25 protein-coding genes and 2 pseudogenes are annotated in these 25,591 nt (G+C 41.1%); 21 read left to right on the top strand and 6 right to left on the bottom strand.

The genetic code is table 11. The features are described from left to right. Nucleotides 1-90: 90 nt before the first annotated feature. From H8R94_RS02060 to H8R94_RS02050, 3 genes are all read right to left on the bottom strand, one after another. The gene (locus H8R94_RS02060) at nucleotides 91-1,470 is read right to left on the bottom strand and encodes a restriction endonuclease subunit S (RefSeq protein WP_186853735.1); all 1,380 of its coding nucleotides are present in this window, start codon (nucleotides 1,468-1,470) and stop codon (nucleotides 91-93) included. Then, entirely contained in the window at nucleotides 1,463-3,853 is a 2,391-nt protein-coding gene (locus H8R94_RS02055; protein ID WP_186853734.1) for an N-6 DNA methylase, read from the bottom strand. The genes H8R94_RS02060 and H8R94_RS02055 overlap by 8 nt, the downstream gene beginning before the upstream one ends. Nucleotides 3,854-4,042: 189 nt before the next feature. Further along, entirely contained in the window at nucleotides 4,043-5,182 is a 1,140-nt protein-coding gene (locus H8R94_RS02050) for a hypothetical protein (RefSeq protein ID WP_186853733.1), read from the bottom strand. A 279-nt stretch (nucleotides 5,183-5,461) separates the two neighbouring features. Here H8R94_RS02050 and H8R94_RS02045 point away from each other — a divergent pair, with 279 nt between their 5' ends. From H8R94_RS02045 to H8R94_RS01965, 15 genes and pseudogenes are all read left to right on the top strand, one after another. After that, on the top strand, nucleotides 5,462-5,638 hold the full coding sequence (locus tag H8R94_RS02045; RefSeq protein ID WP_186853732.1) for an excisionase family DNA-binding protein: 177 nt from the start codon (nucleotides 5,462-5,464) through the stop codon (nucleotides 5,636-5,638). A 31-nt stretch (nucleotides 5,639-5,669) separates the two neighbouring features. Beyond that, nucleotides 5,670-6,095: a hypothetical protein gene (locus H8R94_RS02040; RefSeq protein WP_186853731.1), complete on the top strand. Its 426-nt coding sequence runs from the start codon at nucleotides 5,670-5,672 to the stop codon at nucleotides 6,093-6,095. Further along, nucleotides 6,067-6,273 (top strand): annotated as a pseudogene (locus H8R94_RS12410) (tyrosine-type recombinase/integrase); the annotation flags it as partial. The gene H8R94_RS02040 and the pseudogene H8R94_RS12410, both read left to right, overlap by 29 nt. Before the next feature lie 235 nt (nucleotides 6,274-6,508). Then, the gene (locus H8R94_RS12105; RefSeq protein WP_243238432.1) at nucleotides 6,509-6,682 is read left to right on the top strand and encodes a hypothetical protein; all 174 of its coding nucleotides are present in this window, start codon (nucleotides 6,509-6,511) and stop codon (nucleotides 6,680-6,682) included. A gap of 270 nt (nucleotides 6,683-6,952) precedes the next feature. After that, nucleotides 6,953-7,513 (top strand): annotated as a pseudogene (locus H8R94_RS02025) (IS256 family transposase); the annotation flags it as partial. A 226-nt stretch (nucleotides 7,514-7,739) separates the two neighbouring features. Next, nucleotides 7,740-7,823: a 23S rRNA methyltransferase attenuation leader peptide gene (locus tag H8R94_RS02020; protein ID WP_001814874.1), complete on the top strand. Its 84-nt coding sequence runs from the start codon at nucleotides 7,740-7,742 to the stop codon at nucleotides 7,821-7,823. Between the two features lie 124 nt (nucleotides 7,824-7,947). Further along, the gene (gene erm(B) / locus H8R94_RS02015) at nucleotides 7,948-8,685 is read left to right on the top strand and encodes a 23S rRNA (adenine(2058)-N(6))-methyltransferase Erm(B) (protein ID WP_001038795.1); all 738 of its coding nucleotides are present in this window, start codon (nucleotides 7,948-7,950) and stop codon (nucleotides 8,683-8,685) included. A gap of 1,044 nt (nucleotides 8,686-9,729) precedes the next feature. After that, nucleotides 9,730-9,915, top strand: a complete 186-nt coding sequence (locus H8R94_RS02005) for a hypothetical protein (RefSeq protein WP_055228720.1) — start codon at nucleotides 9,730-9,732, stop codon at nucleotides 9,913-9,915. Between the two features lie 16 nt (nucleotides 9,916-9,931). Beyond that, nucleotides 9,932-10,174 carry a hypothetical protein gene (locus H8R94_RS02000; protein ID WP_055228721.1) on the top strand — a complete coding sequence of 81 codons (243 nt, stop codon included), beginning with the start codon at nucleotides 9,932-9,934 and terminating at the stop codon, nucleotides 10,172-10,174. Continuing rightward, nucleotides 10,174-10,497: a MobC family plasmid mobilization relaxosome protein gene (locus H8R94_RS01995; RefSeq protein WP_055228723.1), complete on the top strand. Its 324-nt coding sequence runs from the start codon at nucleotides 10,174-10,176 to the stop codon at nucleotides 10,495-10,497. Before H8R94_RS02000 ends, H8R94_RS01995 begins: the two co-directional genes overlap by 1 nt. Then, entirely contained in the window at nucleotides 10,458-11,438 is a 981-nt protein-coding gene (locus tag H8R94_RS12100) for a relaxase/mobilization nuclease domain-containing protein (protein WP_243238431.1), read from the top strand. The genes H8R94_RS01995 and H8R94_RS12100 overlap by 40 nt, the downstream gene beginning before the upstream one ends. A gap of 108 nt (nucleotides 11,439-11,546) precedes the next feature. Then, a complete protein-coding gene (locus H8R94_RS01980; protein ID WP_186853730.1) occupies nucleotides 11,547-12,266 on the top strand; it encodes a hypothetical protein in 720 nt (239 codons plus the stop codon). 176 nt (nucleotides 12,267-12,442) lie between these two features. Then, nucleotides 12,443-12,601, top strand: a complete 159-nt coding sequence (locus H8R94_RS01975) for a hypothetical protein (RefSeq protein WP_182397037.1) — start codon at nucleotides 12,443-12,445, stop codon at nucleotides 12,599-12,601. 168 nt (nucleotides 12,602-12,769) lie between these two features. After that, nucleotides 12,770-13,252 carry a low molecular weight protein-tyrosine-phosphatase gene (locus H8R94_RS01970; protein ID WP_186853729.1) on the top strand — a complete coding sequence of 161 codons (483 nt, stop codon included), beginning with the start codon at nucleotides 12,770-12,772 and terminating at the stop codon, nucleotides 13,250-13,252. 87 nt (nucleotides 13,253-13,339) lie between these two features. Continuing rightward, nucleotides 13,340-13,591 (top strand): ACT domain-containing protein, encoded by a 252-nt coding sequence (locus H8R94_RS01965; RefSeq protein ID WP_118281031.1) that lies wholly within the window; start codon nucleotides 13,340-13,342, stop codon nucleotides 13,589-13,591. Nucleotides 13,592-13,607: 16 nt separating this feature from the next. Here H8R94_RS01965 and H8R94_RS01960 read toward each other — a convergent pair whose 3' ends face one another. Next, a complete protein-coding gene (locus tag H8R94_RS01960; RefSeq protein ID WP_186853728.1) occupies nucleotides 13,608-14,624 on the bottom strand; it encodes an AraC family transcriptional regulator in 1,017 nt (338 codons plus the stop codon). 288 nt (nucleotides 14,625-14,912) lie between these two features. Between H8R94_RS01960 and H8R94_RS01955 the strand changes: the two genes are divergently transcribed. Genes H8R94_RS01955 through H8R94_RS01945 form a run of 3 tightly spaced genes read left to right on the top strand, consistent with a single transcriptional unit; the run spans nucleotide 14,913 to nucleotide 20,239 of the window. Continuing rightward, nucleotides 14,913-17,723: an alpha-L-rhamnosidase gene (locus H8R94_RS01955; RefSeq protein ID WP_186853727.1), complete on the top strand. Its 2,811-nt coding sequence runs from the start codon at nucleotides 14,913-14,915 to the stop codon at nucleotides 17,721-17,723. Between the two features lie 14 nt (nucleotides 17,724-17,737). Then, nucleotides 17,738-19,090: an MFS transporter gene (locus tag H8R94_RS01950; protein WP_118281033.1), complete on the top strand. Its 1,353-nt coding sequence runs from the start codon at nucleotides 17,738-17,740 to the stop codon at nucleotides 19,088-19,090. Between the two features lie 54 nt (nucleotides 19,091-19,144). Next, nucleotides 19,145-20,239 (top strand): alpha/beta hydrolase, encoded by a 1,095-nt coding sequence (locus tag H8R94_RS01945; RefSeq protein WP_118281034.1) that lies wholly within the window; start codon nucleotides 19,145-19,147, stop codon nucleotides 20,237-20,239. A 72-nt stretch (nucleotides 20,240-20,311) separates the two neighbouring features. On the opposite strand, the gene H8R94_RS01940 is transcribed toward H8R94_RS01945, so the two are convergent. Further along, nucleotides 20,312-21,154 (bottom strand): hypothetical protein, encoded by an 843-nt coding sequence (locus H8R94_RS01940; protein ID WP_243238430.1) that lies wholly within the window; start codon nucleotides 21,152-21,154, stop codon nucleotides 20,312-20,314. Between the two features lie 166 nt (nucleotides 21,155-21,320). On the opposite strand from H8R94_RS01940, the gene H8R94_RS01935 reads away from it, so the two are divergent. Next, nucleotides 21,321-22,358, top strand: a complete 1,038-nt coding sequence (locus H8R94_RS01935; protein ID WP_118281035.1) for an alpha/beta hydrolase — start codon at nucleotides 21,321-21,323, stop codon at nucleotides 22,356-22,358. A gap of 225 nt (nucleotides 22,359-22,583) precedes the next feature. Here the strand turns inward: H8R94_RS01935 and H8R94_RS01930 are convergent, their stop codons facing one another. Then, nucleotides 22,584-23,222, bottom strand: coding sequence for a lactate utilization protein (locus H8R94_RS01930; protein ID WP_118281036.1), 639 nt, complete (start codon nucleotides 23,220-23,222; stop codon nucleotides 22,584-22,586). A 157-nt stretch (nucleotides 23,223-23,379) separates the two neighbouring features. Between H8R94_RS01930 and H8R94_RS01925 the strand changes: the two genes are divergently transcribed. Next, nucleotides 23,380-24,483 (top strand): CobW family GTP-binding protein, encoded by a 1,104-nt coding sequence (locus H8R94_RS01925; RefSeq protein ID WP_186853726.1) that lies wholly within the window; start codon nucleotides 23,380-23,382, stop codon nucleotides 24,481-24,483. Nucleotides 24,484-24,537: 54 nt separating this feature from the next. Next, the gene (locus tag H8R94_RS01920; protein WP_118281037.1) at nucleotides 24,538-25,491 is read left to right on the top strand and encodes a TIGR03943 family putative permease subunit; all 954 of its coding nucleotides are present in this window, start codon (nucleotides 24,538-24,540) and stop codon (nucleotides 25,489-25,491) included. Nucleotides 25,492-25,591: the final 100 nt, after the last annotated feature.

Genomic DNA, 25,591 nt, shown 5'->3' with positions numbered 1-25,591 from the left:
GTAAGGGACTACTAAGGAATAGTATATGAATGTTAATAGCCACAATTGTTTCAAGTCACAGAATTGCGGCTTTTTCATATAGAGTAACTATTATAAAGAGAAGATAGTTTGCTCAAAATCTAATTTTGCTTTATCCTTTAATTCTTTTGCTTCCTCGTAGAATTTATTTGAACCATCTTTTGTAGCGTTATAGAAATTAATTATGGTTTGCTGTTCAGGTATTGAAGGAACTGGAATGCGAATAGCACCAATTTCATCGCTGTTCAGATTATATTGCCCACCACCTTGTCTTCTCATTACTGCAATTTGTTCTCTGACGAGAGGTGTCATAAAAAGAATATTCACATATTCAGGAATAACAATACTTGGTTCAAAACGATAGCGGATTAAATATGAAGCATAGGTATACATTTCTGTTTCATGAAAAACAGCCGACTTCCCTACCAAATCTTTGCTTCCATTTGTTCTTGTAATCAGAAAATCACCATCTTTGAGTAACCATTTATCCGGTTCTTTGCTCGTTCCAACACATTTTTTAGGTAAATACTTTAATTCTGAAAAATCTAAATCTCCATTTATTATATTAGACATTCTCAAAACTGGAATCATGTCTTTTTTTTGTTTTACGGAGGCTTTTACAGATAAACCAAACAAGGATTTTGTTTGTAACTCTGAGATGCTATATTCCGTGAATTTAAAACTGTTGTAAATTCTTTCTAGACGTCCTTCTTTGAGAATATATCCAACTTCCCATCGTCTTGTTGACGAAAAAGGAATAGTTTGCATAATTGAAGAAGATGCTTTAAACTTTAAATCACTTATCTTTAAATCTGACACCCTTGATTGAATATCATAAAGAAGGCTTGCCCCAAAATTATCACCAGCTTGTACATTTTTTTCTGATTCATCTAAGGCATGGTGGTAATCCTTAAGTATTTCTTTTTGCTCAGGCAGAGATGGCAATGGGATTTCAAAGCTTCCAATGAAATCATATCCAGATTCATTTTTGATGCCATTTGCTTTTAATCCAGAAACCATTGATAGAAAAGAATCAGATCGTAATACTCGTAATAAATATTCTGGAATAACTTTGCTTTCGTCAATGGTAAATGTTTGATAATGCGTAGAGCATACGAAATCTCCAATTGTATTTAAGGCAACAGCACCCTGGTGAAAATTGATACTTGATACTAGTAAATCTCCCTGCTTAACTTGCAATAAATCCATCCCTGTTTTATTTTCTTTTCTGAAAACGATAGTACCCGTTTTAAATACTATTTTTGAGACCACAGGCAATTTGCCATCATAGTCTTTTTTCTTAATGCGTCTTTTTATAGGGGATATAAGTGTGCTGATTTTTTCCATTGTGTATTTTGAGTCTAATTCTTTAGAATTAAGATAAAACTCAACATACCATTTATCTAGTTTTCGAAAATGCATTGTTTTCAAAAGAGAAGGTGACTCATCCATTTAAATTCACCTCCCTATTAGCTTCGACTCTATAAAAGCCATCAACTTTTTTTACATATGAAAAATTAACAATCTTAGTATCCCATAACTGTTTATCTGAACAATATTCTCTATACTCAGTAACTAACGTAGGTAGTTGGTTCTCGTCAGATGCAGCTCCCGTAGTTGTGATTCCAGCATCATCTATTTTGGCAATAGGAATTTCATAATCAAATTTCTTCTTTATAACCGGCTTAACTTCTTCTGCGATGATCTTATGAAGTTCTTCAAGTTCCTTTATTGCTTTCTTTCGATTTTCCTTATTGTCTCTTTGCTCCTGTTGAATAGTGACTATTTCTTTTTCAATAGCTGATATGTTAGTATTAGCCTTTTTAGCTTTCTTAAGTCTTTCTCGGGCATCTTTCAAATCATCTTTTAAGGATTCTACAAGTGTATCACATTTTGAAATTTTATTTTCAAGTGCATCTATTTCAGATTGATGAAGTGCAGTAACTTCATTAATTGCCTCCTCCTTGCATTTTGCATACTGCTTCTCTTCTTCAGTAGTAAATTTCTTCATAAACACAAGACTAGGTTTAACTGTTGCTCCTGCAGCGATGAATACGTCTTGTGGGATTGAACAAATAAGAATAATTTTTGCTCTACCTTCAAAATATTCACGTACGGATTGAAGATTTTTATTATTTAATACACCTTCTGGAAGAACCATGCCCATGCGTCCACCTTTTTTTAGGAGTCGTAAGCATCGTTCCATAAATAAAACTTCTGTAAGAGTAGAGGATGAGCCTAAATCATATAAAGAAAGTAAAGATTCTCCTATGTGATCTTCAACTTGTCTTAATGCTTCGTCATAGGCACTACCATATTTTCCTTGATATTTTTTTTTCATTTCTTCGTTAGTAAATTTATCAGCTTCGGATACAAGTTGATTTCTGTCAATGTTCTGGCCGAATGGGGGATTTGTTAGAATTACGTCAAAACGTTCTTCAAAAATACCATTAACATTAAGTAATCCATCGTGATGGTGTACCCCACCATGACCGTCACCGTGCATAATCATATTCATTTTAGAAGTACGTGCCATTCGTGGATTCGCGTCCGTACCATATATGCAGTTCCTTGAAAGTTGATACATTCTGCTTCCTTCAACACTTGTATCGAGTTCAGTATTTAATGCAGCCTGCATATCATCGATAGCTTGGCTAATTTTTATCTGTTCATCTTCAGAAAGACTGTCATAGTCATCGCCTTCCATTTCCATTCTTAGTGCATCTTTATGAAATCGAACGTCTGATTCTATTTTTTCTCTTACATATTCGAAGGCTTTTATAAGAAATCCACCAGAACCGCAGGTGGGGTCACATATAACCTCACCTTCCTGGGGGTCAAGTATTTCTGTCATGAAATCAACTACAGTACGAGGAGTGAAGAATTGTCCCAATTCCCCTCTGAATGTTGTACCGAGAAATTCTTCAAATGCGATACCTTTAACATCGTCTTGAGTATCAGATAAATTAAATGCTTCTAACTTCTCAAGTATTTGAATAAAACTGTTTTCTCTAATATTAATTTCGTCCTTATCATCAAATAACTTATCATCTTTGAAGAACTCTTTTGTTGTTCTAAACAAAAACTGCATATAGGAAAGAGAATATAAATCAGTTCCCTTTAATCCTGGACGTACATTTTTTTCGTGATTTTGAGCAGCATCAATATATTCTTGCTTAGTAAAAACTTTCATACCCTTGTTATCGCGCTCAAATCTAATCTTCATAAAAAGCAGTTTACTTATTTCATCAAATGCTGCTTCAGGGGATAATTTATCGTTATTACGTATAATATTATGGCAAGCACGTAATGTTTTGGTGAATTCATCACGTGTAAATAATTTTGTTTGATTTTTTATCTGCTCAATTCTCACTGCATCGTTAACTTCTTTTGCAGTAGGTATAGCAACAACTTCTTCAAGTTTCTGTGGAAGATAAGCAGGGTCTACATTGAAATACTTTGTTTCTTTTTCATTGGTGGTAACAAAAAAATCCGCATGAGCCCATGATGCATAATTGAATCCTTGGTAATAGTCCTCGACTCTAACTTTAACATTTTCTGCCTTACATTCAACAACAATAAAAGCAGCCTTTCTGTCAATTTTGTCCTGTTCACTTTTCCAAATAACAATATCTGCACGAGCTTTACCTTGACCTCGCTTTGAATTATTTACCTTCAATTCTTGTTCCATTTGTTCAAGCGAATAACCGTACTTATTTGCCAGAATAGTAATATAATATTGGCGAACACGCTCCTCTGGAGTTGAAACATGCCATGCTTTTTTTAAAGGACAGTATATTTTTCCGTCTTTCTCTTGTATTTCTAAATCTGCCATTTTTCTTATCCTCCTTTATCCCCATGGGGGAGTAATTATCTCTGTTATCTTTTGCCCGGAGACCGATGCCACCTCAAACGCATATTTCCGCGAAATTGCATAGGGGGTATTCCGCCAGCCAAGATAAAAGGCTATTTTCTTATAATTCTCTATAACCACATACAAATAACTTATAGAGAATAATGCACATTAATCTGGTCTTGTGTCAGATTGTTTTGATTTTTGTCTCTTTTTCTGTGCCAAATGGGCCTTTTCAGATGCTTTTCGTTCTCGATAGGCTTTCTGCTTTCGAGCATTTCTGACTTTCTGACATTCTTCAGAATCACAAAATTCCTGTCTGTTACTTTTCCTTATTATAAATTTGCCACAGTTACGGCAGCATATCATAATGCCTTCTGGTCTTGAATCATTATTGGCTCTGTTTTCAAGAGTTGGATCTTCTGAAATCATTCTTGCGAGAGTGTACCATGCTATATCAAACACAGAATCAATATCAGCAGAAAATTCGTATTTTCCAGTAGCAGAATTTAGTTTTAATTTCATATTGAATTCCGGAATAAAGTCTGCAAGCGTTTTCCGAAGTTCGTCATAATCATCATAGTGATTATTATTAAAATCAAACGAACCTTCCGGTGGTTGTTCTACAGGATGATCTTCTATGTACTGATTAGTACGCATCATGCTTTCTAACAGTTCTTGCGGGGGGGTTGGTTCACCTACTATATCATCCGGAACTTCGGGAACTGCATGTTTGTATTTCTCAAAATAGGAGTAACCTTCAAAATATTTTCCTTCTCCATAAAGATTATATGCTATATCATCTTCGGCAAAGAGGATTCCTTCAAGTGCAACATAGAATCGGACGGCATTATAAAGCTTTCCTAAATCATCCATAAACCTGTCAATCTTAAAGATGCCATCATGCTCGACCATTTCTGCGTCAATGGTATTGATATCAAAATTTTCTACAAGTTCTGAGTAGATAAAGTCAATACTGTAAGGGTGCATATTTTCCATGCACCATCGGACTATAAGTTGTTCCTTAGGAATCTTGTTCTCAAAACTGTCTATTACCTTTGCAAGATTACACAGGGTTACAAGGATTCCTTTACCTGTCAGAGTATCATTATTAGGAAATATTGGCTCTTGCCCCTTCTTGCATACGGGATAGGCACAGTAATCTTTTCCGTCATAACTGATATCATAACTTGCAAATTTGAATGGGTGGTATATGAGTTGTCCGATACCACCTATTTCTTTTGAACCCAATATGTCGGTTGTCTTATCTGCCTTAGACGGAATATAGTCTCCGTTCCGATTAAATGGCATCTTCTCACCTCACAAACCTATCGTTAATCTGTAACTGTTATCGTTACCGTCAGTTTTTGGACTTCGGTTACATTATATACTAAAATACTCTTGAAAACAACAAAAATCTTTACAAAACAGTACAACAGATTTTTGAAATCGCACCTTGAAAACTTCATCCCGTTCCCACTTCGTAAGTCGGTGCTAACTGCCGGGACTGGTAACCTGCCAAGAGCGGTTGTATCGAAACTGCATTGTGATGAGACGGACACAAAAATAACTAAGATTGGAGGAATCGTAATGGAAAAGACAACCATGAGTGTTCAGGAATTGTCTGCACAGATGGGGATTTCGCTTCCGAAAGCATATGAGCTTGTAAAGGAACCGGGATTTCCAACTATCAGAATCGGAGCAAGAATCTTAATTCCGATTGAAGCCTATAAAGAATGGCTTGTCAGAAGTTCCTTAAATAAATAACAGGAGAATCAAGAAGAAGGAGGTGAACAGGATGGGAGATATGACAGTGGATGAATTAAAGGATAAAAAGCTGTGGTTTTTATGGTCAGCAAAACCCGGCAGGAATGGGAAAGTTACCAAAGTTCCATTCGCAGCAAACGGAGGAGCTACAGGAACAGATGATGCACATAAGGGTACATGGGTATCTTTTGATGATGCAGAATCAGCCAGAAATCAGTTTCAGGCATCGGGGCTTGGCTTGAAGATTCCGAAAGGCTTCTTCTTATTAGATATAGACCATAAGGATATTTCAGATCCATTTGCACGGCTTATGTTATCTCGGTTTTCTTCCTATGCAGAAGTATCTCCAAGTGGCAAAGGGATTCATATTATTGGTCAGTGTGATATTACAAAACTTCCGGTGCATTTTGATGACAGAAGGCAGAAATATGCGGAAGTTTCTAAAGTTTGTGCATGACGATGTGGTGTACTGTAAATACTATGAAGTGGTGTACATACTCTTTCATACGGGAATGCGAATATCGGAATTTTGTGGACTGACACTAAAGGATATTGATTTTGAGAACAGAACTGTGAATATCGACCATCAGTTGCAGAGAACATCAGATATGCGGTATATCGAAGATACGGAGAGACGCCTATGCGTTCCTGGACCATTTAGAGAGCCTTACCGAGGACGAGGACAACCATTTCAGCCGGGCAGATGTAAAAGACGCTCTCCGGGCATTGAAAGGGGACAGAAAAAGGCTGTCAACGATAGCAAGCCGGGAATGGATAGAGGACAACACAAAGGTTACGATACCAGCAAATAAGCGAAATTACAGAAAACAAGAGGCTCATTTATATCTTGCAAGGCGAAAAAAAGAGGATATGAAAGTTATAGGCGAAGTAGTAAAAGAGGGCAGACCAACAGCAGAGCGGACAGTCAGAGAATGGCAGGAGAGCCACCCGACAGGAAAGAAAGCGGACTGCATCCGAGAGACAGGACTTGCAAAGCATACCGTTTATAAGTGGTGGAAAGATATAAACAATGAAAATATATAGGGAAAAAGGAGTTATTTAATAACTCCTTTTTCCCTATTGTCTATTGCTGAAGATTTGAGGAAAAATGAAGGAATTTTGATAAAAAAAGATAATTTATCAAATATATTAAAGCCAAGGTTATTATTCCAATAATGATGCTAATAGGCAATATTTTTTTTATAAATAGTGTTGCAAGAGACGTTCCTAAAAGAAACGCAGATCCATATGGAATAACAATATTCAACATAAAAATTTTATTATGTTTTTTTCGTAAGGTTGATTGATTATGGATTAAAAAACAGAGGCGTTGAGGATATCCTGATTGCATGCGTTGATGGTTTAAATGGATTTCCACAGGCAATCGAGGCTGTTTATCCAAAAACAGAGATTCAGCAGTGTATCATCCATCAGATCCGTAATTCAACGAAGTTTGTTTCATACAAAGACATCAAAAAACTGATGGCTGATCTGAAGCTTGTATATGCAGCTCCGACGGAAGAAACCGCTTTAAATGAACTGGAACTGTTCAAGGATAAATGGGATTCCAAGTACCCAAAAATCTATAAATCCTGGCATGATAATTGGGCAACCCTGTCCACTTATTTCAAATATCCGGAGGCAGTAAGACGGCTGATTTATACCACAAATGCCATTGAAGGATTCAACCGCCAGCTCCGGAAAGTGACTAAAAGCAAGGCGGTATTTCCGTCGGATGACAGCCTTTTGAAAATGCTGTATCTGGCAACCATGGATATCACGAAAAAATGGACCGGACACAGGCAGGACTGGGGACAGATCCATTCCCAGCTTGAAATTTATTTTGAAGAACGTCTGGCAGGGCGGAACCTGTAAAGCAGTCAATTTTAGGCAGGTTTTATTGACATGCCTAAAAACTACTGTATAATGCAGATATGGGCAGAATCCGGAAAATCGGCTCTGCCCATTGTAACTATTCACAAATCTTATATCAGTTTTTAACGTTTACACAAAACTTGAAACGGTCTCTAAAATTTTGTATAATAGGAATTGAAGTTAAATTAGATGCTAAAAATTTGTAATTAAGAAGGAGGGATTCGTCATGTTGGTATTCCAAATGCGTAATGTAGATAAAACATCTACTGTTTTGAAACAGACTAAAAACAGTGATTACGCAGATAAATAAATACGTTAGATTAATTCCTACCAGTGACTAATCTTATGACTTTTTAAACAGATAACTAAAATTACAAACAAATCGTTTAACTTCTGTATTTATTTACAGATGTAATCACTTCAGGAGTGATTACATGAACAAAAATATAAAATATTCTCAAAACTTTTTAACGAGTGAAAAAGTACTCAACCAAATAATAAAACAATTGAATTTAAAAGAAACCGATACCGTTTACGAAATTGGAACAGGTAAAGGGCATTTAACGACGAAACTGGCTAAAATAAGTAAACAGGTAACGTCTATTGAATTAGACAGTCATCTATTCAACTTATCGTCAGAAAAATTAAAACTGAATACTCGTGTCACTTTAATTCACCAAGATATTCTACAGTTTCAATTCCCTAACAAACAGAGGTATAAAATTGTTGGGAATATTCCTTACCATTTAAGCACACAAATTATTAAAAAAGTGGTTTTTGAAAGCCGTGCGTCTGACATCTATCTGATTGTTGAAGAAGGATTCTACAAGCGTACCTTGGATATTCACCGAACACTAGGGTTGCTCTTGCACACTCAAGTCTCGATTCAGCAATTGCTTAAGCTGCCAGCGGAATGCTTTCATCCTAAACCAAAAGTAAACAGTGTCTTAATAAAACTTACCCGCCATACCACAGATGTTCCAGATAAATATTGGAAGCTATATACGTACTTTGTTTCAAAATGGGTCAATCGAGAATATCGTCAACTGTTTACTAAAAATCAATTTCATCAAGCAATGAAACACGCCAAAGTAAACAATTTAAGTACCATTACTTATGAGCAAGTATTGTCTATTTTTAATAGTTATCTATTATTTAACGGGAGGAAATAATTCTATGAGTCGCTTTTGTAAATTTGGAAAGTTACACGTTACTAAAGGGAATGGAGATAAATTATTAGATATAACAGCGACAACTAACCTAACGGAGGCTCAACCGTAAAATGAGAAGAACCCCCAGTAGTGGCTGCTACTGGGGGTTCGTTTTGTGTCTACGTGACACATTATATCTTTTCTTAGCTATTGCCATTATAGCATATGCTCTCAGGCAAATCAAGTTTACGCAATTATTATATTTTTTATACGTATCACTCTATTTTCTCCGCAATTTTTATTTTTGTGTATTTTATACAATTTTTTTTTTTTTAATTATTTATTCAGCATATTGATATTTATATGTTTCCTATCTCCGTCTAACCATTTGCAAATATAGTAGCCAACTACACTTGCCAGTACGGAAACAAGAAAAGATATAATTTCTGACACGTAGACACACCCCCTTTCTGTTGCCAGAATGGGCGCGACAACGCTAGATATTATATCACAGGGGCAGAAATGCCACAAGAAGCCATTTCCCCTTGTTTATCATCAAAGCCATAAGGAAAAGAGTGTCAAGGGCGGTCATAGACCGCAGCGTTTACCCTTGATACTCTTTTTTGTTGGCAATCATGCTGGAGGGGAAAACGGCTGTCCGTCCGTTCCGTTACTTCCCCCTGTGCTTCATTGTCCGTTCCGGCGGAAGAAAGTAAAGGGTGGTCTGCGACCATTTTTTATCTGCTGCATTCGCTGATCGGCAAGCCGAAGCTCATATTGCAGATAAAAAACAAGCCCTTGACTGTCTCCCTCCTACACTTCCAAAGCCGCCCAAGAGGAAGTAAGCTTCACTATATTCTTGGCAGAATATACGTACGAATATATCCGCTTGACAAAAGTGCTACCACCATACTATAATATGTGTAGCGGATATATTGCAAGTTCCCTAAAGTGTTACCACTTTAGAACTTGTGAGGGTGGCAAGCCCCCCTTCAATCCCCCTTGAAGCAGAGCCGAAAGGCTCATAATGTGACGGTGGTAGCACCGAAGAAAGTGAGGTCGCAAATGAAAATCAGCGGAGCAAAAACAATAGCGGAATACAAAGAAATCAGAGCCAAGAAAATTCAGAAATGGATTGATAGCCATTTTGTTGAAGGTTCTGTAAAGTGGGAATTTGACGGAGCAAATGCGATAAAGGTAACGGACAAGACCGGCGATAGCATGTTAGTACAGTTGTCCGAAATTGATTAACAGGAGGGAAACAAAAGTGACAGTAAGAAATTTTTTGAAATTGCATGAGGGCGGTGTGGCTTGCGTATCAATCCAGCAAGAACCATACGACCATGAAAAGCATGGATATGTAAAGACGTACTTCGAGGAAGCAGCACAAGAGGATATTCTTGCATCTGATACATTCAAGAAGATAGCAAACAAGCAAGTAGACCATTTTAATATCATTGGCGGTGGAATGTATAAAGTCGAGTTGTGCATTTATTTGGAGGAAGAATAATGGCGAATAAAAGCAGACCTAAGCAGTTATCATTCCGAGTAAGTGAAGAAGAATACCAGCAGTTACAGGAGAAGATTTCAAAGAGCGGAAAGAACCAGCAGGAGTATATCCTTTCCTGTGTGCTGGAGAAGCAGATTGTGAATACGGACGGTATCAAGGAACTTATCCCGGAACTGAAACGGATAGGGAACAACCTCAACCAAATAGCAAAGCGGTGTAATGAGGGGGGAATGTTGCCGAGTGAAGCGGAAGTGCGGAAGCATGGAGAGGAGCTGAACAAAGTATGGCAGTCATTAAGGCGGTATCTTCAAAGGCGGGCATAGGGCACGCCATAGATTATGTGACGAAAAAAGAAAAGACAGAGGAGAAGCTTGTCAGTGGTCTGCATTGTGAGCCGGAGACAGTCAAGGAAGAAATGCAAGCCACAAAGGAGCTGTGGGGCAAGACAGACGGAAGAACCTATAAGCATTATGTGCAGTCCTACCATGAGGACGAGGAAATAACCCCGGAGCAGGCTCACAAGAACGCTATCGAGCTGGCGGAGCATACAAAGGCATGGAAAGGGCATGAAGTTCTGATAGCCACGCATATAGACAAGGGGCATATACATACGCACTTTATAGTCAATTCCGTAAATTATGAGAACGGTCATAAGCTCCAATGGAGTAAGCACGACCTTAAAGACTTAAAGGAACGGTGCAACGAACAGAGCAGGGAACAGGGCTTGCATGTGCCGGAGAAAGGAAAGACATTTGCTGGAGAAGCCCGGGAAGAAATAGAAACTACAAAGACGGATGCCGGAACAAGAGTATTGCCAATCACAGAGGATGTGGCACAGATGTTTCAGGCAATCATCGAGGACAGAAATGCACCGAAAGTGGAGAAAACCATAGATGGATATAGTGGATTTCTATTTTACGATGATAATGGAATGCCACTTGTTGCAATGCATTGGCAACACCGCTTTAATCGTATGGTCGGCAGATACAATGACATTTACCGAGTACAGATGCCAAATATTACACCTCATGTATGCCGACACACCTATTGTTCGAATATGGCAAAATCGGGAATGAATCCTAAGACGTTGCAGTACCTCATGGGGCATTCGGATATATCAGTCACAATGAATGTGTACACGCATATCGGATTCGATGACGCTGAGGAAGAATTGAAACGAATGGAAGAGTTTAGGAAGGCACAGGCGGAGGTTGAGCAGAAGAAAGAGAAACTAATGTCGCAGAAAATGTTCAAAGTAGTTTAATATGGAAAAGAGATGACGCTCCGGCTTAGGCTGGGGCGCTTTTTGTGGAAAAATAGCAATTTTAATGGTAAAATATATAAAAAAGTATTAAATGGGAGATGTTGCCTTATGAAAGAAGAAATATTTCAAATACATAGATATTCTGTTGGCTACAAGATTGATAAACAACTACTGTTAAGTTTAAAAGATATATTTGAACAATATAGTGAAAAATCGGTTTTGGAAATTCGTGTAGGGTGTAATAACAATGCAAGTTATGTATTCGATAATGTTGATGAGTGTTTTGAGTTTTTTGATAAGAAACCTTATCGGATAATAAAAATGGAAATTTCAGTGATGTTTGGAACGGAATATAATAGTAACCAGATAAAATTATCTTTTGATAATGGAGATAAGCCGTTAACAGAATTGAGATTTCGGTTTGACAACGGAGATGACTATTTATTACTTAAAAACAAGATAGAACTATGTTTAAATAATTTTAAATTGAGTTATCGAATTTTATCTAGATTGCCAATCATGCCTATGCTACTAACAATTGTGTTTATATGTATTTGTGTGTACACGGATATAAAAAACATAATTTTTCCTGGGACTATACAATGGATGATAACTGGTATATGGATAGTGGGAAGTTTCAGCATTGTAGTATTTCCAGTATTTACACGAATTAAAAGAAATTTATTTCCGTGTATCGAATTTAAAATAGGGCAGAATGCACTTATTGAGGAGAAAAATGCTTCTAAAAGAAATTTTATAGTGGGAACAGTTGTTATTGGAACTGTTTTAGGTATTGTAGTGAATTACATAAGCAAATTCATTTTCTAACTGTGTTAGTAGCCCCTTCTTTTTTTACTACCAACTTTACAACTAACACTAACAAGTAGTAAAAACTTGCTCAATTCTGCCCTTATCTGCCGCAATTTGTAACTTTAGAGCAAAACCAAGATTACCACGAAATATTAGGAACTAAGGCATACTAGGACAAAAAGGAGAAACAGATAATGACTCAATACAGTGAAAAATCTTATAAAATGGCATCAGATAACACCAAGTATAATGATGACGGAAAAGCAGTAATATCAGAAAATGATGAGTGGCGTGACGAGAAAGAATGGGATGAAGTATTTGAGCAGATGCAGAAGGAACGGCAAAACCTTTAGTAGTAACTCTTTCCATTTTACTACCAATTTTACTACTAACAGGTAGTAACAACATGCTCAATTCTGCTCTGATTTGCCATAACCTGTAATTTCAGAGCATATCACAATACCCCCGGAAACCCTCGCAAAACAAGGGCATTCCAGGGCAATTCAAGGAGAAACAAAACAATGATAAAAGTACTATTCATCTGCCACGGCAACATCTGCCGCAGCACAATGGCCGAGAGTGTTTTTACCGACATGGTAGACAAGCTTGGCGTAGTATCACAATTTGAAATAGATTCGGCGGCTACCAGCCGAGAAGAGATAGGCAATGCACCACATTATGGTACGCGCGCGAAACTTGCGCAGGTGGGAATCCCAGTTGTGCCCCATCGTGCACGTCAGATGACACAAAAGGATTACGAGTATTATGACTATCTGATTGGAATGGATTCTGCAAATATCCGTAATATGAAGCGGATTGCAGGGAATGCAGTGAACGGTGAAAAAATTTATAAAATGCTTTCTTTTGCAGATTATAAGAATAATCAGTGTTTAAAGGAAGCAAATGATGTGGCAGATCCATGGTATACGGGAGACTTTGAAGCAACATATCGCGATATTGTGGCGGGGTGTGAAGGCCTCTTGGAATATTTAGGGTACAGATAATTCTTTTTTTAGAATCAGACTTTTTCAGTGCCCTTTAAAATCAAGCTTTGTGGATTAAGTTGACCACAGTGGTGTCAGGCACTGTTAATGGCAAAAACGAATCATGTCATCTGTATTGCGGTGCCGAACCAGCCGGCAGGTCTTGACAAAGCGCTTGCGGTTATCGAAGAAAATAATATTTCGATTGAGTACATGTATTCACTCAATTACATTATCGGAAACAAGGCGCTTATGGTGCTGCGGCTGAAATCCGATGAGATGGAAAGAGCGAAAATCGCGGAATTGCTTTGTGAAAATGAGATTGTGATGGTGACACAGAGCGACATCAATAAGTTATAATCCGGACAATGGCGAATCACATGGTTTGCCGGCAGCGGTATTCCTTTGGCGTGCATCCGTATTTTTCTTCAAATTTTTTGAAGAAGAACCCAGTATTCTCATATCCCACGGCAATGCTGATGTCGCAGGTCGGCAGCGTGGTGGTACGCAGCAGCATGGCGGCCTGTGATAACCGCTGGTTCTGGATGAGTTGTTTATATGTATAGTTTGTATGCTTTTTGATATACGAAGAGAGATAGTTCGGATGCATATGGAAGAAAGCCGCGGTCGATTCCAGCGTACAGTCTGCGCAGTTGGTTTCTATATAACGCAGGATGGAGTAAATATGGTTGGAGGAAGAGAGGCTTGCCAGCGCCATGTTGTGCTGGAAGTAATTGATTAACTCGCAAATCAATAAAGTCATCTGTGCGTCAAGGATGGCGACGGACGTAACGGAGGGCGAGTAGAATTCACACAGAAACTGGTTGGCAAATAATGTCAGCCGGTTTCTTTTTTGGGCGGAAAACAGGATATAGTTATCCCGTCGGGACTGGCTGTTGAGCGCCTCAATGAGAAATTGCGTGATAAAATTCTTTTTTGCGTGTTTCTCAAAGAAGTTGTTTAAATATTTTTTGGTAATCAAAAAATTAATCATAATATCTTCTTCATTACATTTTGTCGTGCGGTGAGGCGTATTCGGGCTGATTAAAAGAATCTCTCCGGCAGATAAAGTGAGGGATACGTCATTGAGCGTAAATGTACAGCTACCAGAATAGACATAGCAAAGCTCCAGCCATTTGTGAATATGCAGGGGAACCGTCTCAAAGCGGTCCTGCTTGATGACTGCAAAATTTTGGTAATTGGCCAGAACCTTGTTCTCCGAGAGCGCCATCTGCATACTGAGCGGGGTAGGCGTGAAACAGTAGCAGAGTTCCCCCGACGCCGTAGTGATTGTCTCGATACCGGGATAATCATTGGTAGCTCCCAAGAGATTCTGTTCTTCCTGTGCAGTGTGTTTTCGCAGATAAGTATCCAGTCCGGAATCCGTCAACATTGGTATATCCTCCCATATTTTTAAAAATATTTAAAAATCCGCCTTCATCGGCTACCTTCGCATGTTTTTCAGGTTTCAAAGTCATGGCTTTCATGCAAATGCAAAGGTATGCTCTTTGGCACTTTGCATTTTTATCATTATAGAAAACATTTGCGGATGTATCAATATAAATCTTAAGTTTGGTAGGTAAAATGATTAAATACCGTAAATGATTTTATTTGGGAAATCCATTATACTCAAATTACAGTGGACACAATGAAAAAAGGAAGGAGCTTGGAAAACGGCAATATGAATCAGATTTACGCAGCAAAAACAAATCATATCACGAATCCGGTGGGATTTTTACTGAATCCGGTGGTTTTTTCGTGGAAGGTCAGAGACTGCAGGGGAAAGAACCAGAGATGTGCCAGAATCCTTGTGGCAAAGGATGAAACCTTCGCGGATGTTCTTTGGGACACCGGGGAGGCAAAGCTCGACAGTCTGGCTGTAAAAGCGGAGATGAATCTGGAGCCTTGTACCAGATATTACTGGAAGGTAATCGTTACTACGGACGCAGACGAAGTGCTGGAGTCCGAAGTACAGTTCTTTGAGACGGCAAAGAGGGACGAGCCATGGGCGGGGAAATGGATTACCTGCGACAGCAGGGAGGCGCGCCATCCGATTTTTTCAAAGCAGATCACTCTCCGGAAGAAGGTGAAAAAAGCCCGTCTTTATATCTGTGGACTGGGTCTTTATGAGGCATATTTTACGGATGGAGACAAAGACCAAACAGACATTCCTCAATCCGCAAAAATCGGTGAGGAGTATCTGACCCCGTACTGCAATAACTACAATCAGTGGTTACAGTATCAGACGTATGATGTGACCGCGCAGATGCAGCGCGAAGGTGTGTTGTCCGTTCTTTTGGGGAATGGCTGGTACAAAGGGAGGTTCGGGTTCAATCAGACAGAACAGAAAGGATTTTACGGCGACGAGTGGAAACTGCTGGCAGAGGTGCATCTGGAATATGAGGATGGCACACAAGAGATAATCGGCACGGATGACACATGGGAAGTGACAAGAAGCAATCTGTTTTTTTCCAATATTTATGACGGAGAGAAACGGGATGATACGCTGGAACCTGTCGCACCTGTCAGCGCGCAGCTTGCAGATGCACCGAAGGGTCATCTGACGGAGCGGCTGTCCCTGCCGGTGACAGCGCATGAGCAGTTCACACCGAAGGAACTGATCCACACCCCGAAGGATGAGTGGGTGTTTGACTTGGGACAGGAGATTACCGGGATTTTCAAACTACATGTCCATGAGCCGAAAGGTAAGGAGATCAGAATCCAGACAGGCGAAATCCTGCAGGACGGATGCTTTTATAACGAAAACTTAAGAACCGCTTTATCAGAATATGTGTATATCTCTGACGGAGAAGAAAAAGACATTATCCCACATTTTACATTTTACGGATACCGGTATGTAAAAATCAGCGGGGTAACCAATCTCTCCTGTGAAGATTTTACGGGAATGACACTCTACAGTGATTACGAAGGTACCGGCAGTATACAGACAGGAAATGAACTGGTAAATCAGTTGATTTCCAATGTGGAATGGGGCATGAAGGATAACTTCTTAGATGTGCCGACAGACTGTCCGCAGAGAGATGAGCGCATGGGATGGACAGGCGACACACAGGTGTTTTCGGGTACGGCATGTTATCTGGCGGATACCTATGCATTTTACAGAAAATATCTGTACGATTTGTATAAGGAACAGCTGATTGCCGGAGGGATGGTTCCGGAGGTGGTGCCGACCTTCGGTCCGTCGAAATGTTCCTGTGCATGGGGCGATGCGGCCTGTATCGTTCCGTGGAATGTCTATCTGTTCAGCGGGGATGCTGCCATATTGGAACAGCAGTTTGACAGTATGAAGGCTTGGGTGGACTATATCCGTAAGGTGGACGGAGAGCACCACGGATGGAGACATTCCTTCCATTACGGAGACTGGCTGGCGCTTGACCGGGTGGGAGCCGCGGCGGGAAATGTATACGGAGCGACCGATGAAGGCTATATTGCGGATATTTATTATGCGGCAAGCGCGGAGCTTATAGCGAAGGCAGCGGCGGTTCTCGGGCGAAAGGAAGAGGAAAAACAATATCGGGAAATCGCCGAAAAACAATGGCGTGTGGTAAAAGAAGAATATTTTACCCCGACCGGAAGATGCGCGGTAAAGACACAGACGGGACTTCTGCTGGCTTTGAAATATCATTTGTCAGAGGACGAAGAGCTGACCAGAGAGATGTTAAAGAAACTTTTCCGCGAGAGCAGAAACAAATTGAATACCGGATTTGTGGGAACCTCTCTTTTGTGTAATGTGTTGACCGATAACGGAATGACGGATACCGCCTACCGCCTGCTTTTGAACGAGGAGTATCCGGGGTGGCTGCACGAAGTGAAACTGGGAGCCACCACAGTCTGGGAGCGATGGAATTCACTGGATGAAGACGGTAAGATATCCAGTACCGGAATGAACAGTCTCAACCATTATTCTTACGGGGCGATTCTGGAATGGATGTTCCGCCATGTGGGAGGAATCCATCTTTTGGAAGAATCTCCGGGAGGCAGAAGGGTTGCAATTTGTCCGAATGTCCATTATGACCTGAGACAGGTAAAGACCGTGTATGACTCGGCAAGCGGACGGTATGAGTGCGGCTGGGAAATTATGGAGGATAACAGGATTAGAATCAAAATTACGATTCCGTTTGGTGGAGAAGGCGAGGTGCGATTGCCGCATGCTCCGGAGATTCTGTTTGAAGATAAGACAAATCCACTATTCGCAACAGTGGTGAACGGTATTTGTTATATCACTGCAGGAAACTATGAAGTCGTATATGAGGCAACTGAGAAGTTAAAGAAAATATACAGCGTGGAGTCAAAGCTGGAGGATTTGCTGAACCATCCGCAGATACGGGCATTTTTGTCGACGATGACCGAGGTGGATATGATACCGGATGCGGTCTATGGATTGTCGTTTCGGCAGGTGGCGGAGATGTTTTCCGGACCGATGGATGAAGGACAGGCAGAGATGTTGAATACAGCATTATCACAATTTTAAGGAGGAGAGAACAAATGAGTGGGAAGAGTAAAGAACAAAAGGTTAGTATCGTGGAAAAAATGGGCTTATTCATGGTATGTGCGGGAAATATTCCACTGATGGGATTATTGTCAGGATTCTTTATGATTTACTATACGACTGTGGTTGGTCTGGAACCGGCAGCACTGGCGACCCTGTTTTTAATATCCAAGGTGGTGGATGGAATCAGCGACCCGATTATGGGATATTTGCTGGACAAATTTCCAGTCACAAAAATGGGAAAATTTCGCCCTATGATTATTCTGGGAACAATCATCTGTGTTATAAATTATATTTTACTGTGGTTTGGCGCAGTCTGGATTCCGGTCGGAAAATATGTGATTGTGTATGTGACGTATCTGCTGCTGGGCTGGACGTTTGATATTATGGATATCTCCAAGAACAGTCTGCTCCCGGTCATGAGCGCGGATGACAAGGAGAGAAACAGTTTGTCACTTTTCAACGCGTTGGGAACAATGATAGGTGGCGCGGTACTGGCTGTGGCAGCACCGATTCTTGTGGCGGAAGGAACGTTACAGAACTATTACGTGTTAATTTTCGGTTCCATGGCCATGGTGTTGGTTTTATCTATTGCAGGGGCTCTTTGTGTAAAGGAAAGAGTAGCTTTTGAAGGAAAAAAAGAAGAAAGTTATACATTCAGGGAATTGTTACAGTTTATGCGGTATAAACCTGTCTGGGCAATGTTTGTAATGGCACTGGTAGCCGGGGTGGGCAGTAATATAGCAGGAGGAGCCGGCGCTTATTTTTACACATATATAATGGGTGATATGACGCTTATGTCAGGGGTGTCACTTGTTTCAATGATAACTGCTCTGGTGGGAATTTTCCTTGGACCAATTCTGGCAAACCGGTTTGGAAAGAAAAAGATTTATGTAATGGCAATCGTCGTATCCATCCTGTTTACCGCACTGCGTTTGATTGATGTGAGATCTATGCTTTTGATCTATATTAGTACAGTGGCAGGAGGTGTGGCAGGCGGATGTATAGTACCGCTGACAACCAGTATACAGGCAGATAATACTACTTACGTGCAGTATAAAACCGGAAAACGTGCAGAAGCGGCAATCGCATCGTTTACATCTTTTATTACAAAAGTGGCGCAGGGAATCGGAGGAGCGATTCCGGGGTATGTATTGGCAGCTACAGGTTTTGTTACCGGCTCGGCTGTCCAGCCGGAGAGTATCAATACAGGAATTATCCTCTGCGTACTGATACTTCCGATTATCCTGACTTCCGCAGGGGCGATTCTTTTTGGTACACAGTATACGTTGGATAAAAAAGCAGTAGAGGAAATGAACACGGCAATCGCAGCGCGCAGCAATAAGTAACATATTGAAGGAGAATGCGATGGAACTGACAAGAGATAAGGAGTGAAAGAACATATGAAAATTCTGGCAATGATAATACTCGTGCTGCTCATTTTGGCAGTCGGCTTCGTGGGGTATGTTTATAAGAAAAATGCGATGTTTCTGCCGGCACTGTTTGGCATCGGCGGTTTTCCGAATATAAAAAAGGAAGATTATTATCAGGCAGACGGAACATTCCGGAAAGCGGAAAAAGATGATAAAATGGCATTTTTTATGCAGCATCCGGTGTTTGGCGGCTATAAGCATATGTTTTTTAATGTTGAGGATAACGTGTTAAAAGCGATTGCCCCGGCAAAATATGCAGATTTTCTAAAAGCGCAGGGCAGAAGTGATCAGATGGAAAATGCACTGGAGGCTTTTCATTACCTGACCCGGCTTGTGGAAAGTGGAGAGGCGCAGTTGATTTCCGATATTAACCCGAAGGAAATGATAGAACAGAATCCATATCAGTCTCATTTGACCGGAATGTTTTACAAAGGAAAGCAAGGAAAACCGTTGGCGGTGGTCGTTCCCGGAGGTGGATTTATCAGTAATGTGACGGATTGCGAGGGATATCCCGTGGCAATGAAATTACACAAGTTGGGGTACTCCGTATTGGTAATCAGTTACCCGATTGGCAAACAGCTGGGAGAAACGGAGCAGGAAAAACAGGGGCAGGCAGCGGTCAGGGAGTTGGTGCAGGTAATCCGTTATCTAAAGGAGCATGAGCAGGAACTGTCTGTGGATATGGATGACTATGCGATATTCGGTTTCTCGGCAGGCGGCATGATGACTACGGCATATTCCTTCGCAAATTACGAGGACTGCTGTCACAAAGTAAAACTGCCGAGACCAAAAGTGATTTTCCCGATGTATGGTCTGGACTGGAATGTGAAAGCGCTTGAGCAGGATAAGGGACTGGCGGTATTTTCCATCGCAGGGCGCGAGGACGAATACGGATTCGGAAATGTAGAGAAGAGACTTCCGCAATTGAAATCCGTGTTGGGTGAGGACAATGTGTCTGTACGGATTTACGATAATCTCGGACATGGATTTGGTATTGGTTCCAATACCATAGTACCTCATTGGCTTGAAGAGGCAGTGGAATTCTGGGAGGCACATCGGAAATAATTTTTTCAAGAACAGGAAGAGTGAACTTTGAGAGGTCAAGTGTTTTATAAAATTATAAAACATTTGACCTTTTTAAAAGATGTTGGGGTCAAAAGCCCCCCAACTATGGTGCTCACATTTAGAACAGTGGTTTTTACCATAAGGACATCGCCATAAAAGACAACCACAGGCTTTGTCATAGCCATTGGGAGCCATGCGTTCTCCCTGTTGGCAGATAGGAGTTCCGTCCTTATCAATATGAATGTTATCCGGAATAGATTTCGGGCGACCACACTTAGCGTTAAGGTCAATAAAAGCATGAATATGCCGATCTTTTAACAGGTTATATGTTGGATAGTTATCCATGGCAGAATCAAGGCACATATTTGATATGTGCAGGTCGGGCATGTGTTTTTCAAATTCATGGAAAGCTACCAGAAAACTGACAGAATCATGTCTTTTGGCACTGGTAAACCGCAAAAGGAGTGGAATATCAACGTGTAGTGAATGGTTATGGCAGGACAGCTGAAAGAGGGTATATCCGTAATAGTATTTTTCCATATCGCTGTCCCATCCCCATGAGGCATCGGGGGCTGAAAAATGGCGAGGAACATCCGGGTTGTATGGTTTATCGGGGTCAGGATTTAAACGGTGTCCCCTCGGGGTGGCATGAGTATGGACAGCGGTACCGTCGCCGGAAACCGTAAGGTTTTCAGAAGAAATCAGACCGCATTGAACGGAGGGAAGAACAGCAACGGAATAAAAGAGATGTTGAAGGGTAGCCTCGAAATTAAAATGAATAATTTTTCCGTTAAGCAGGCGGTTTACAAGAACCTCCGTAATTTTAGGCTTTATTTCCTGAGCTTTCCAAAGAGTAAGAGAGGGTGGAGTAAGTCCCATAGAAATGAGCAGAAAAAACAGGATAAAGAAACTCACAATTCACGAGAAATGTCAATAGTTTTTTGAAAAATTGCTGAAAAAATTTAAAATCCTTCTCTGAAAATGGGAGGAAACGAAAAAAGTAACAAGTACAAAAAGAGCGGAGATTCGGGCTTTATGGAGTTTCCGAGACCGTTCTGAAATAGATAAGGAGGGAAAAAACATGGGTAAGTACAAAGGGCTGTTCTGGCCGGCAATCTTAGGCGTCAAGCATATGCCGAAGGTAAAGGAATCGGAGTTTTACAATGACGCGGGAGGGTTCCGCAGGGCTACGATCAATGACAAGATGGCGTTCTTCCTGCAGCATCCCGTATGGGAGGGCAGGCCGGAGCTTTTTATGAAGACCGGGTCGCCAAAGGAAATATATGCCATGTCAGGCATGAGCGTCCATGGTTTGTGCAATCTTATCGGGCAGCCCGCACAGGCGCAGAGCATCGTGGATGGTTTCAACTATGTCGTGGAGCAGAAAGGGCTGAAAAAGGTGCATTTCATCAGCGGGCTTTATGCGGAGGATGAGGTAAGGCGTGATCCCGACAAGGGAAAGGTACAGGGGATCCTGTTCCAGGGGAAGCCAGGGAAGCCCGTGGCTGTGCAGATTGCGGGCGGCGGGTTTGACGGCGTAGCCTCTTATTTGGAGAGCATCCCGGCAGCCATGGAGCTGCACAGGAGGGGATACAGTGTGTTTGTGCTGGTCTACCGTGTGAATGTGGAGCTGCATGAAACCGAACCGCAGGCCAAGGGCGAGGAGGCATCCAAGGATGTGCTGCCGGCGGTAAGGTATCTGATAGGGCATCAGGCAGAGTACGGCTATACGATGGACGGCTTTGGTATGTTCGGGTTCTCCGCTGGAGGCCTGATGACGACAGCCTACGCATTTTCTGATTATAAGGACTGCTGCCATAAACATAATCTGCCAAGGCCCGCCGCCATCTTCCCCATCTATGGCCTGCACTGGGAGCTTAAGGTTCACGAGAAGGACAAGGGGCTTGCTGTATTTTCCAGGGTCGGGCGGGATGACCCTACCGGTTTTGCGGCCGTGGAGAAAATCATCCCGGACATCAGGAAAGCGCTGGGGCAGGAAAATGTCGATATCGTCATGTATGATAAGCTGGGTCATGGCTTTGGCCTGGGGATAGATACTGCGGCAGATGGCTGGCTGCGGGATGCAGTCGCATTCTGGGAGAAGCATCGGAAATGTTGATTTGCTCTTCACGGATTTCAACCTTTCTTTTGCAGATTATAAGAAAAATCAGTGCTTGCAGGAAACAGATGATGTGGCGGGCCCCTGGTATACGGGAGACTTCGAAGCAACATATCGCGATATTGTGGCTGGATGCGAAGGGTTCTTAGAATATTTAGGATACAGATAAAAAGTGCCTGCCTTTTCTGTGTGAGAACAGGAAAGACAGGCATTTTGTGGGTTATTTTAGTAACCCCATTCACCTTCTACAAGGATTACTTTGATTCTGTTTTCGTCGCGACTGTTTCTGGTGATTACAATCTGATTACAGATGCAATCATTAGAAAGGCAGTCACCGCAACTTCCATTTGCGGTACAAGGTGTTTTTTTGTCAAATCGAAGAGCATTTGGTGGGGATGCGATATTTCTTGCGCGCACCATAGCACTATCTAAGTCATGGCAGACCTTGTTCATGCCGGCAATAACAATGACCTGCTTTGGTCCGAAGATAAGTGCAGCAACACGATTTCCTGTGCCATCAATGTTTACGAGTTGTCCATCAAGGGAAATGGCATTTGTACTCATGATAAAATTGTCTGCAGAAAAAGTTTTGCGATAGATTTCATCAATTTCTTCCTGCGAGTTTGCGTTAGCACGGTCATAGACAATCAAATCAGAGCGGTTGGCAATTACTTTGTCCAAACCAATTTCTTTCATGGTCATCGTACCACCCCAGGATACAGAAGAACCTTGTTTCATAAGCGAAGAAGCAAGGCTACATGCCTCTTCTGGTGTTTCACAGTAAAATCCTTCCATATGACGTTTTGCCAGATTTTTAATCAACTGATTGGCTAATATTTTGTGATGTTCTCTCTTTGGATCCATAGAATTACCCTCCATTTTAAAAAAATATTTTGTGGTTTTTGCATAATCTTTTTTTCCACAAAAGGAAAATTTCGACCATTGTACACAAATGGATTTATGCTATAATATATGTTGCTATATTTATAAGCAGAAAGTCAAGAGAAAGAAGGATGAAATTATGACAAAAATTGACATTATTTCTGGATTTTTAGGAGCAGGTAAGACAACATTTATCAAGAAAATGATTGATGAAGTTTACACTGGTGAGAAACTTGTATTAATAGAGAATGAGTTCGGTGAAGTTGGTATTGATGGTGGATTTTTAAAAGATTCCGGTATTGAGATTTCAGAGATGAACTCTGGCTGCATCTGCTGCTCATTGGTAGGAGATTTTGCAAAGAATTTACAGGAAGTTTTAGATAAATTTTCACCAGACCGTATTTTGATAGAGCCATCAGGTGTAGGCAAATTATCAGATGTTATGGCGTCTGTGATTGATTTAGAAAAGACACATGATGTTAAGGTAAACGCACTTGTTACGGTTGTAAATGCATTAAAGGCATCGAAGCAGATGAAAGCCTTTGGCGAATTCTTTAACAACCAGATTGAATATGCAACAACGGTTGTATTGAGCAGAAGTCAGAAGGCTACACCGGAACAGCTGGAGTTTTGCGTAAAACAGATTCAAAAGTTCAATCCAAAAGCTGCGATTATTACAACACCTTGGGATGAAATTCAGGGAAGTCAGATTTTAAAGGTTATCGAAGGACAGGATAATCTTGAAATGAAGACTTTGGCAGAGGCAGCACACGAGGCGCATGAACACGAACATCATCACGAGCATGACCACGAGGAACACGAACACCACCATGATCATGATCACGAAGAACATGAGCATCATCATGATCATGACCACGAAGAACACGAGCATCATCACGACCATGGCGAGGGTTGCACCTGCGGATGTCATGACCACGATCATGAGCATCACCATCATCATGCAGATGATGTATTCACAAGTTGGGGCAAGGAGACACCGCACATCTTTGAACGTGCAACGATCGAGAATGCTCTGAAGGCATTTGCTGAGACAGAAGACTACGGAACCGTCATCCGTTCCAAGGGTATGGTACAGTCTACTGACGGCACATGGATCTACTTTGATCTGGTAGATGGCGAGTACGAACTGCGTACCGGTGAGCCGGATTACACAGGACGTCTGGTAGTTATCGGTACAGATATTGACGAACATCAGTTAGAGGAACTCTTCGGTATCGCCTAAATATGGCGATACCCTATCTTCTGATAGGACATAGAATTATAAGAAAGAGGAAAGATTATGGCAGAAATACCGGTATATTTTTTCACTGGTTTTATGGATAGTGGTAAGACCACTTTGATCCAGGAAACCCTATTTGAAAATGGCTTTGCTGAAGATGATGACCGTATTCTCATCATTGCCTGTGAAGACGGCGATGTGGAGTATGACACCGAAAAGTTAAAGACGATCAACGCATCTGTCGCAACCATTGATACAGAAGCAGAGTTTAATACAGAGCATTTACAGGAAATTGCAGACCAGTACCGTCCGGATGTCGTTTTCGTTGAATACAATGGAACCTGGGGCGTAGGCGAAGTCTATGAGATGGAGCTTCCAAAGAATTGGGTGATCGTGCAGTCCCTCGCTACTGTGGATGCAACGACTTTTGAGATGTATATGGCAAATATGCGTTCCATGATGATGGAACAATTCTTTCAGGCAGAAGTTGTTATCTTCAACCGCTGTGATGACAACACGCCAAAGAGCAAGTTCCGTGGCAATATCAAGGCAGTCAACCGTCCGGCGCAGATCGTTTATGAGAGAGCAGATGGTACGATCGACGATCGTGAGGAAGAACTTCCTTTTGACATCAATGCAGATGTGATCGAGATTTCCGATGCAGATTATGCCCTCTGGTTTATGGACTGCATGGAAAATCCAAAGAAATACGATGGCAAGAAAGTGCATTTCTTAGGTTTGGTCTACAATCCAAAGGATGGTAAGTTAAAGCGCGGCGTTATCGTGCCGGGACGTTTTGCCATGACTTGTTGCGTGGAGGACATTACCTTCCTTGGCATGATGTGCAAGACCGGCATGGAAAATACACCGGAGCATCGCTCCTGGATCGACCTTACCGCACGTATCAAGGTTGAATTTGCAAGAGAATATAAGGGCAAGGGTCCGATCCTTTATCCGATCGAGATGAAACCGGCAGAAAAACCACAGGACGAGTTGGTTTACTTTAGTTAAAGACAGGCTTAACACAGGGTTAACAGAAGAATCGTATTTTATATGCTGTGCATTCCACTTAGGAGGCGAGAAATCCGCTAAGGATTGGCATATCAAATAG

The sequence above is a fragment of the Roseburia lenta genome, from assembly GCF_014287435.1.
GTDB lineage: Bacteria > Bacillota > Clostridia > Lachnospirales > Lachnospiraceae > Pararoseburia > Pararoseburia lenta.
This window is presented reverse-complemented; position numbering and strand designations above follow the sequence as displayed.

Excerpts from the sequence above, each read along its gene's own strand:
- H8R94_RS02060 (WP_186853735.1), bottom strand. The coding sequence starts at position 1,470 with ATGGATGAGTCACCTTCTCTTTTGAAAACAATGCATTTTCGAAAACTA.
- H8R94_RS02055 (WP_186853734.1), bottom strand. The coding sequence starts at position 3,853 with ATGGCAGATTTAGAAATACAAGAGAAAGACGGAAAAATATACTGTCCT.
- H8R94_RS02050 (WP_186853733.1), bottom strand. The coding sequence starts at position 5,182 with ATGCCATTTAATCGGAACGGAGACTATATTCCGTCTAAGGCAGATAAG.
- H8R94_RS02045 (WP_186853732.1), top strand. The coding sequence starts at position 5,462 with ATGGAAAAGACAACCATGAGTGTTCAGGAATTGTCTGCACAGATGGGG.
- H8R94_RS02040 (WP_186853731.1), top strand. The coding sequence starts at position 5,670 with ATGGGAGATATGACAGTGGATGAATTAAAGGATAAAAAGCTGTGGTTT.
- H8R94_RS12105 (WP_243238432.1), top strand. The coding sequence starts at position 6,509 with ATGAAAGTTATAGGCGAAGTAGTAAAAGAGGGCAGACCAACAGCAGAG.
- H8R94_RS02020 (WP_001814874.1), top strand. The coding sequence starts at position 7,740 with ATGTTGGTATTCCAAATGCGTAATGTAGATAAAACATCTACTGTTTTG.
- H8R94_RS02005 (WP_055228720.1), top strand. The coding sequence starts at position 9,730 with ATGAAAATCAGCGGAGCAAAAACAATAGCGGAATACAAAGAAATCAGA.
- H8R94_RS01995 (WP_055228723.1), top strand. The coding sequence starts at position 10,174 with ATGGCGAATAAAAGCAGACCTAAGCAGTTATCATTCCGAGTAAGTGAA.
- H8R94_RS12100 (WP_243238431.1), top strand. The coding sequence starts at position 10,458 with ATGGCAGTCATTAAGGCGGTATCTTCAAAGGCGGGCATAGGGCACGCC.
- H8R94_RS01980 (WP_186853730.1), top strand. The coding sequence starts at position 11,547 with ATGAAAGAAGAAATATTTCAAATACATAGATATTCTGTTGGCTACAAG.
- H8R94_RS01975 (WP_182397037.1), top strand. The coding sequence starts at position 12,443 with ATGACTCAATACAGTGAAAAATCTTATAAAATGGCATCAGATAACACC.
- H8R94_RS01970 (WP_186853729.1), top strand. The coding sequence starts at position 12,770 with ATGATAAAAGTACTATTCATCTGCCACGGCAACATCTGCCGCAGCACA.
- H8R94_RS01965 (WP_118281031.1), top strand. The coding sequence starts at position 13,340 with ATGGCAAAAACGAATCATGTCATCTGTATTGCGGTGCCGAACCAGCCG.
- H8R94_RS01960 (WP_186853728.1), bottom strand. The coding sequence starts at position 14,624 with ATGTTGACGGATTCCGGACTGGATACTTATCTGCGAAAACACACTGCA.
- H8R94_RS01955 (WP_186853727.1), top strand. The coding sequence starts at position 14,913 with ATGAATCAGATTTACGCAGCAAAAACAAATCATATCACGAATCCGGTG.
- H8R94_RS01950 (WP_118281033.1), top strand. The coding sequence starts at position 17,738 with ATGAGTGGGAAGAGTAAAGAACAAAAGGTTAGTATCGTGGAAAAAATG.
- H8R94_RS01945 (WP_118281034.1), top strand. The coding sequence starts at position 19,145 with ATGAAAATTCTGGCAATGATAATACTCGTGCTGCTCATTTTGGCAGTC.
- H8R94_RS01935 (WP_118281035.1), top strand. The coding sequence starts at position 21,321 with ATGGGTAAGTACAAAGGGCTGTTCTGGCCGGCAATCTTAGGCGTCAAG.
- H8R94_RS01930 (WP_118281036.1), bottom strand. The coding sequence starts at position 23,222 with ATGGATCCAAAGAGAGAACATCACAAAATATTAGCCAATCAGTTGATT.
- H8R94_RS01925 (WP_186853726.1), top strand. The coding sequence starts at position 23,380 with ATGACAAAAATTGACATTATTTCTGGATTTTTAGGAGCAGGTAAGACA.